Here is a 6917-nt window from a genome sequence, read left to right on the forward strand (position 1 = left end):
TGCCGCCCCGGCGCGCGAAAGGCGCGCGGCGGGACGTTGGTCTCTCGTGCTATCCGCCTCTCGTCGGGCGGAATCGGGCTATTCATGCGTCGAGCGGCGATGCCGCGGCCATCGGCGTGCGATGTCGCTCGAGCGTGGGAATGGGTGCGAGGCGCGGCGCGGGTTCAGGCGCTCGCTTGCGCTTCGTTCGCTGCGTTCGTTGCGTTCGATGCGTTCGTTGCGCGTGCTGCGTTCGATGCGTTTGCTTCGTTCGTTGCGCGTGCTTCGTTTGCTTCGTTCGCTGCGCGTGCTGCGTTCGCGCCGAAGCCGGGAATGCGCCGCAGCGTGCGCTTCACCTGCTCGGGCGTGATGAGGCGCGTGCATTCGAACTGGCGCGGCGTGTCCTTGTGGCGCGGACACCAGAAGAAGTCCTGATGATCGAAGCGCTGGCTCGCGTCGTTCCAGCAGCCGTTGCACGCGTGGTAGTTGATTACGCGAAACGGCGTGTGGAATTCGTTGTTTTCCATCGTGAAGCCGCTGATCATCACGACCGGCGTCCGGCACGCCCAGGCGAGCCAGGCGAGGCCGCTGGACAGCCCCACGAAGAAGTCGGCGTGACGCAGCCAGCGCGCGCGTTCTTCGAGCGGCTTGTCGCCGGTCTGATCCTCGGCGCCGTGCGGAATGTGATTCCAGACGAGTCCCGAGCCGTGCGTGGCCTTCTGGTCGATGCAGATCACGCGATAGCCTTGCTCCTTGAGGAACGCGACGATCTCGCGCCAGCCGGTCGGGTGATTCCAGTACTTGCACTGCGTGGAGCTTTGCACGGCAATGCAGACGTAGCGCTCCTCGATCGGGCGGCTGTCGTCCTTGAGCGCGATCTCCGGGCGCATTTCCTCGGGATCGACGCCCAGAATGTGGCCGGCCGTGCGATGCAACCCGACGTGACGGAAGTCGGCGGGCTGAAAGACGTGGTTGGCGTCGTCGAAAAAGAGCCCGACGTTGTAGGTCGCGTAATAGCGCTCGGGCTGCACGTCCTCGTGCGTGACGAATTCGATTTCCGGATAGGCGCTGCGAAAGAGCGGCGCGATCAGCGCGCCCATCGCGCAGGTCAACTTGCAGCCGTGCTGGCGCTGGAACTTCACCGCGTACGGGAACCAGCCCATCAGATCACCGAGCGTGCCCACGGGAAACTGGATCAGCACCTCGCGGTCCTTCGCGTCGTAGCGATGGATGAAGGCGGCGTCGGCGCGCTTGCCGCGCTGCTGGATCTGCACTTCGAACGGCACGAAATACTTTTTCGCGCTCGCCACCGAGCCCGCGCCGATATCGGTTTCGAACAGCACGTTGTCGGTTTCGTAGTCGCGCAGCACGACGTGCCACTCGCCTTCGGGCAGCACCACGCGGCAACCGTCGTTGAAGTCGAAGCGCACGCCTTGCAGCGCTTCCTGCGTCGGCACGCTCGCGGGCGGCGGGAACGGCGGTCTGGAAGGCGCGCTCGCGCAAGCCGGAGCGGAAACGGGCGCGGCGGCGCTCGCGGGGTTGCCTGCCGCGGGCACGGCGAGGATTTCGTGAGGAATCGAAGCAGTCATGTGTCGGACCAGAACTGGAATGAAAACCGGCGCGATGCGTTTTCACAACCGGACATGCGGTATTGCTCCAGTTAAGGTCGATTTATCATTGACTGGCTGGCAGCGATATACGGCTTCGATATTTTCAGATTTATTACAACACGCGGCAACGCGGATTTAGAACCCTTTGTGGCTTTTAATTGGCGCTTAAAATCACGAGGCGGTGTTACACGCACGCGTATACGACGTAAGGATTTGAAACTTGAGCGCCGTGCGAAAAAATATTGTTTGCCGAAAAGCGGCAAAGCCAGGCGGGGAGCGGGCGGAGGAAGAGAGGCGCGGCGCGGGCGCGGTGCAGAAAGCGCCGATCTGCGTGAAGCGGGGCGGTTTTCGACGCACGCCGGAATACCGCAAATTTTACCGGAAATATTTACGCTTTCAAGCGAGAATTCATTTTCGAAATGCTTACAATGCGGGTTTTCTCGGATAAAGATTCGCGCAGCCGCGATTATAAGCGCAATAGGCGGTGCGAGTCCGCTAAATTAAAAAGGGCGCAACGAATAATCCGTTGCGCCCTTTTGGGGTCCGACAGCGCCGCTTCGTGGCGGCGCCTGGCGGCTTAGCTTGCCGCGACCGTCACCGGCTTTTTCGTCTTGGCCGAGTTCTTGATCTCTTCGAGCTTGATCTCGACGTGACGCGAGAACACGTAGTAGTCCGCCGGGCGCTGGTTGTCCAGCGGGATATCTCTCGCGAACGCGCCCGTGGTGCGCGGGCCCGCCAGCGCGACGCGCGCGGCCTTGAGCGGGTGCGCAACCGTGTCCATCACGGCCGTGGCCTCGAAGCCGCAGTGAACCATGCAGTCGGCGCACTTCTCGTACTTGCCCGTGCCGTACTTGTCCCAGTCGGTGGTTTCCATCAGTTCCTTGAAGGTCTTTACGTAACCTTCGCCGACCAGATAGCACGGTTTCTGCCAGCCGAACACCGTGCGCGCCGGGTTGCCCCACGGCGTGCATTCGTAGGTCTGGTTGCCGGCCAGGAAGTCGAGGAACAGGCTCGACTGGCTGAACGACCACTTCTTGCCGTTGTTGCCGCGCTTGAAGATTTCGCGGAACAGGTTCTTGGTCTTGTCGCGGTTCAGGAAGTGCTGCTGGTCCGGCGCGCGCTCGTAGGCATAGCCCGGCGACACCGTGATGCCGTCCACGCCGATCTCGCCCACCGTGTCGAAGAACTTCGCCACGCGTTCCGGCACGGCGTCGTTGAACAGCGTGCAGTTGATGTTCACGCGAAAGCCGCGGCGCTTGGCTTCCTTGATGGCCGCGACGGCCTTGTCGTACACGCCTTCCTGCGAGACCGAGTGATCGTGCGCCTCGCGGTCGCCGTCCAGGTGGACCGACCAGACGAAATACGGATTCGGCTCGTAGTCGTCCATCTTCTTTTCCATGAGCAGCGCGTTCGTGCAGAGATACACGAACTTCTTGCGCGCCATGATGCCCCTGACGATCTGCGGCATTTCCTTGTGCAGCAGCGGCTCGCCGCCCGCGATCGAAACCACGGGCGCGCCGCACTCGTTCACGGCTTCGAGGCATTCCGCCAGAGACAGGCGCTGGTTCAGGATGGGATCGGGGTAGTCGATCTTGCCGCAGCCGTTACAGGCGAGGTTGCAGCGGAACAGCGGCTCGAGCATGAGCGCGAGCGGGTAGCGTTTGTTGCCGCCGAAATGTTGGCGGAAGATATAGGCGCCAACGCGGACTTTCTGGAGCAGCGGAATAGACAAGAGTGTCCTCCTTAAACTTCGCGCGCGACGAGCGGTTGCAACAGCTTCGACGGCAGCTTGAATTCGACTTTTTCTTCACGGCCCGCCATCGTCGACACCTCGACAGGCCCCAACGCGCGCAGCGCGTCTATCACGTTCTCAACCATCTCTTCGGGCGCCGACGCGCCGGCCGTGATACCCACGGTCTGCACGCCCGCGAACCACTCGGGTTTGACTTCCGAGCCGTCCGCGACGAGGTAGCTCGCCACGCCCGTTTCGCTGCCGATCTCGCGCAGGCGATTCGAGTTCGAGCTGTTGGTCGCGCCCACCACGAGCAAAACATCGACCAGTTCCGACAATTCGCGCACCGCCGCCTGCCGGTTCTGCGTGGCGTAGCAGATGTCGCGCGTGTCCGGGCCGACGATGTCGGTGAACCGCGCAAGCAGCGCGTCGATGATGCCGCGCGTGTCGTCCACCGAAAGCGTGGTTTGCGTCACGTACGCGAGCGGCATGTCGAGCGGCAGATCGAGCTTCGCGACATCGGCTTCGCTCTGCACGAGCAGCACCGAGCCGGGAATCTGCCCGATCGTGCCTTCCACTTCCGGATGACCGGCGTGGCCGATCAGGATCAGCGTGCGGCCCGCGCTCACGTACTGGCGCCCCTGCACGTGCACCTTGGTGACGAGCGGGCAGGTCGCGTCGAGCACGTCGAGGTCGCGTTCCTCGGCGGCGCGTTCCACGGTTTTCGCCACGCCGTGCGCGCTGAAAATCGCCACGGCGCCTTCCGGCACTTCGTCGAGTTCTTCCACGAAGCGTGCGCCCTTGTTGCGCAGGTTTTCGACCACGTGCCGGTTGTGGACGATTTCATGACGCACGTAGACCGGCGCGCCGTGCTTCTGCAACGCGCGATCGACAATTTCGATGGCGCGGACAACCCCCGCACAAAAGCCGCGGGGTTGGGCAAGGATCACTCGCATAGGGTGAAGAACTCCGACCGCCAGCAGTTTCGGCCCAACCGGTAACCGGATCTGGCCGCCGCAGCGTCTATTTAGTAAGTGCAAAAATCCGTCGCAAAAAAGACGGAATAAAAACCAAGGGCGCATTTTAACTCCATCGCCGCGCCTTTGCTGACTGGCGCTCCACCGGCTGCGGCGCGCACGCGACGGCCGGGTGCGCGAGCCGGCGCGCCCACGGTGTTTTTGCGGTATGCGCGATGAATAAACCGCAGGAAAATGCGCTCGAACACACGAATTTCCGCCGCTTGCGGGCGGAAACGGCCGGAAATGCGTCGCGGCGGTAGGCAAAGGCGGCTGATACGACCATGCGCGACAATGCGCGACAACGGGCTTCAACACGCGACCACGCCCGACCACGCGGCCGTCCCGCATCGACGCGCATCAATACCCTTACGCTCACTGAACATTCTTTGCGCGGTGCATCATCGCGCGGATGCCCTTAAACTAACGCGTCCTGCGGCGCCGGGATGGCGCCTTGGGAAACGACCCCAATTCAGGCGCCCGATGGAACCCGACCACTACGACACATTTCCGGTAGCGAGCGTCTTGCTGCCGAAGGCGCTGCGCGCGCCGGTCGGCGTGATCTACCACGTCGCGCGCACGCTCGACGACATCGCGGACGAAGGCGACTGGCTTCCCAGCGAACGCCACGCGCGCCTCGCCGATTTTCGCGATGGCCTCGACGCCGTGGGCGAAGGACGCCTCGCGCCGGTGCATCCCACGCTATTCGCCAAACTCGCGGACGTCGTGCGCGAGCGCCGGCTGCCGCTCGCGCCGTTTTACGAGCTGGTCGCGGCGTTCGATCAGGATATCGACACCACGCGGTATCACGACCATTTCGAGCTGCTCGATTTTTGCCATCGCTCGGCGAATCCGGTCGGCCATTTGATGCTGCATCTGATCGACGTCGCCACACCCGCGAATCTTGCCGATTCCGACGCGATCTGCACGGCGCTGCAACTCATCACGTTTCTTCAGGACGTGCGCGCCGACTGGCAGCGCGGCCGCATCTATCTGCCGCTCGCGGACCGCGAGCGCTTCAACGTGACCGAGGCGCAGATCGCGGCGGGCATTGTCGACGACGGCTGGCGCGCGCTGATGGCCAACGAGGTGGCGCGCGCGCGGGCGCTGATGGTGAGCGGCGCGCCGCTCGCGCTGCGCGTGCCGGGCCGCTTCGGGCTGGAACTGTGCAGCGTGGTACACGGCGGCCTGCGCATGCTCGAAGTGATCGAGCGCAACGGCTACGACGTATTTCGCGCGCGGCCCGCGCTGCGCGTCACCGACTGGGCCGTCGTGCTGCTGCGCACGGCCACCATGTGGCTGTCGCGCCGCGTGAGCGTGCGCGCGCCTTCGATCGAGAGTAACAACGCATGACAACAATGATTCTCTTCGCGGTTGCCTGTCTTTCGCTGCTGATCTGGCTCGTGCTGGTGTTCGCGCGCGGCGGCTTCTGGCGCGCGCGTCCGGCCGCGCCGCTGCCGCTCGTCGAGCCGGCGGACGGCTGGCCCGCCGTGTGCGCCGTGGTGCCCGCGCGCAACGAAGCCGACGCCATCGGCGAAGCGGTCACGTCGCTGCTGGAGCAGAACTACGGCGGCGACTTCCATGTGGTCGTGATCGACGATCACAGCACCGACGGCACCGCCGAAGCCGCGCGCGCCGCCGCGCTCGCGCTGCAATGCCCCGAAAAGCTCAGCGTGATCGCCGCGAAGCCGCTGCCCGCGGGCTGGTCGGGCAAGGTGTGGGCGCAGTCGCAAGGCATCGAAGCCGTGCGCACGCTCGGCCTGCCCGCCGACTTCTTCCTGCTCACCGACGCCGACATCGGCCATCCGCCCGAGGCCGTCGCGCAGCTCGTGGTGCGCGCGCTCGCGGAAGGCCGCGATCTCGTCTCGCTGATGGTGCGCCTGCGCTGCGACTCGTTCTGGGAAAAGGCGCTCATTCCGGCATTTGTGTTCTTCTTCGCGAAGCTCTATCCGTTCGCATGGGTCAACAATCCGCGCAACAAAACGGCGGCGGCGGCGGGCGGCACGATGCTCGTGCGGCGCACGGCGCTGGAAGAGGCCGGCGGCATCGAGTCGATCCGCGCGGAACTCATCGACGATTGCAGCCTCGCCGCGCGCATCAAGCATCGCGGCGAAGGACAGCATCCGATCCGCCTGGACGTGGCCGCGAAAAGCGTGTCGCTGCGCCCGTACGATTCGTGGAAGGACATCTGGAACATGATCGCGCGCACGGCGTTCACGCAACTGCATTATTCGGCGTGGCAGCTCGCTGGCACCTTGCTCGGCATGGCGATCATCTATCTCGCGCCGCCCGCGATCGCGCTGGCGCTGGGTCCGCAAGGCTGGCCCGCGTGGCTGGCGTGGGCGCTCATGTGCTGCGCCTATGCGCCGATGCTCGCGTACTATCGCCGCTCGCCGCTGTGGGCGCCGTTCCTGCCGCTCGTGGCGCTGTTCTACGTGGGCGCGACGTTCGCTTCGGCGTGGCGCTTTTGGCGCGGCAAGGGCGGCCAGTGGAAAGCGCGCGTGCAGGCGCCGGTTCAGCGCTGATCAACGGCCGCCCAGGCCGCTTCGAAACAAAAAAAGCCGTCGACATCGACGGCTT

General features: G+C 64.4%; 7 protein-coding genes. 3 read left to right on the forward strand and 4 right to left on the reverse strand.

What is annotated here, in order from left to right; genetic code table 11:
* Nucleotides 1-164 precede the first annotated feature (164 nt).
* Nucleotides 165-1568: an autotransporter strand-loop-strand O-heptosyltransferase gene (locus tag U5805_RS25220; RefSeq protein WP_322106231.1), complete on the reverse strand. Its 1404-nt coding sequence runs from the start codon at nucleotides 1566-1568 to the stop codon at nucleotides 165-167.
* 241 nt (nucleotides 1569-1809) lie between these two features.
* Between U5805_RS25220 and U5805_RS25225 the strand changes: the two genes are divergently transcribed.
* Entirely contained in the window at nucleotides 1810-2037 is a 228-nt protein-coding gene (locus U5805_RS25225; protein WP_322106232.1) for a hypothetical protein, read from the forward strand.
* Between the two features lie 129 nt (nucleotides 2038-2166).
* Here the strand turns inward: U5805_RS25225 and hpnH are convergent, their stop codons facing one another.
* From hpnH to U5805_RS25240, 3 genes are all read right to left on the reverse strand, one after another.
* Nucleotides 2167-3321: an adenosyl-hopene transferase HpnH gene (hpnH, locus tag U5805_RS25230; protein ID WP_322106233.1), complete on the reverse strand. Its 1155-nt coding sequence runs from the start codon at nucleotides 3319-3321 to the stop codon at nucleotides 2167-2169.
* 11 nt (nucleotides 3322-3332) lie between these two features.
* On the reverse strand, nucleotides 3333-4277 hold the full coding sequence (ispH, locus tag U5805_RS25235; RefSeq protein ID WP_322106234.1) for a 4-hydroxy-3-methylbut-2-enyl diphosphate reductase: 945 nt from the start codon (nucleotides 4275-4277) through the stop codon (nucleotides 3333-3335).
* A gap of 71 nt (nucleotides 4278-4348) precedes the next feature.
* Entirely contained in the window at nucleotides 4349-4642 is a 294-nt protein-coding gene (locus U5805_RS25240) for a hypothetical protein (RefSeq protein WP_322106235.1), read from the reverse strand.
* Between the two features lie 178 nt (nucleotides 4643-4820).
* Between U5805_RS25240 and hpnC the strand changes: the two genes are divergently transcribed.
* Nucleotides 4821-5690, forward strand: coding sequence for a squalene synthase HpnC (hpnC, locus tag U5805_RS25245; protein WP_322106236.1), 870 nt, complete (start codon nucleotides 4821-4823; stop codon nucleotides 5688-5690).
* Complete coding sequence (locus tag U5805_RS25250) at nucleotides 5687-6862, forward strand: glycosyltransferase (RefSeq protein ID WP_322106237.1); 1176 nt, start codon at nucleotides 5687-5689, stop codon at nucleotides 6860-6862. Before hpnC ends, U5805_RS25250 begins: the two co-directional genes overlap by 4 nt.
* Nucleotides 6863-6917: the final 55 nt, after the last annotated feature.

Source organism: Paraburkholderia sp. J41 (assembly GCF_905220235.1).
GTDB lineage: Bacteria > Pseudomonadota > Gammaproteobacteria > Burkholderiales > Burkholderiaceae > Paraburkholderia.

What these genes read in the sequence shown, in the direction of transcription:
- U5805_RS25220 (WP_322106231.1), bottom strand. Translation starts at nt 1,568, where the DNA reads ATGACTGCTTCGATTCCTCACGAAATCCTCGCCGTGCCCGCGGCAGGC.
- ispH (WP_322106234.1), bottom strand. Translation starts at nt 4,277, where the DNA reads ATGCGAGTGATCCTTGCCCAACCCCGCGGCTTTTGTGCGGGGGTTGTC.
- hpnC (WP_322106236.1), top strand. Translation starts at nt 4,821, where the DNA reads ATGGAACCCGACCACTACGACACATTTCCGGTAGCGAGCGTCTTGCTG.
- U5805_RS25250 (WP_322106237.1), top strand. Translation starts at nt 5,687, where the DNA reads ATGACAACAATGATTCTCTTCGCGGTTGCCTGTCTTTCGCTGCTGATC.